Source organism: Enterococcus villorum, from assembly GCF_007990225.1.
Taxonomy (GTDB): Bacteria; Bacillota; Bacilli; order Lactobacillales; family Enterococcaceae; genus Enterococcus_B; species Enterococcus_B villorum.
Map to the genome: position 1 here is coordinate 1 of NZ_BJWF01000105.1, position 515 is coordinate 515.

A 515-nucleotide genomic window follows, 5' to 3' on the forward strand; every position below is an offset into this window, starting at 1 on the left:
CTCACTTCTTTTTCTGATTTTGAATGTACTGACGTATTTGCTCTTCTGTTTGTTCAGAAACTGTTGCTACAAAGTAGCTAGGATTCCATAAGTGCCCACCCCATAACTTAGATTTGAGTTCTGGGTGTGCAATAAACATTCTACGAGCAGATACGCCTTTTAGCGCCTTTACCATATTCGGTAGATAGTGCTGAGGTTTACATTCGATTAACAGATGGATATGATCTTTATCTGCTTCTATTTCTGAAATAGTAAAATCGTGTTCACTTGCAATATCATGCAAAATTTTCTTAACCGATTTCTCTATTTCTCCAGTGAGTACATCATGTCGGTATTTCACACACCAGACAATATGATACTGGATAGAATAGACATAACCACGTCCTTTATAAACATTCGCCATATTTCTCACCTCTCAATACATTGTCTCATAATTCCTGATATATGTATTGATTAATTCGCTTTTAATACAACGTTTAACGCTATTATACAAACTATATACGTTCGCATTGAAA

Annotated in this window: 1 protein-coding gene; it reads right to left on the bottom strand. The window is 35.1% G+C overall.

Annotation, left to right across the window (positions count from 1 at the left end):
* Window position 1 precedes the first annotated feature (1 nt).
* Window positions 2-403 carry an IS200/IS605 family transposase gene (tnpA, locus tag EVI01_RS13545; RefSeq protein WP_010750110.1) on the bottom strand — a complete coding sequence of 134 codons (402 nt, stop codon included), beginning with the start codon at window positions 401-403 and terminating at the stop codon, window positions 2-4.
* Between the last annotated feature and the right edge of the window lie 112 nt (window positions 404-515).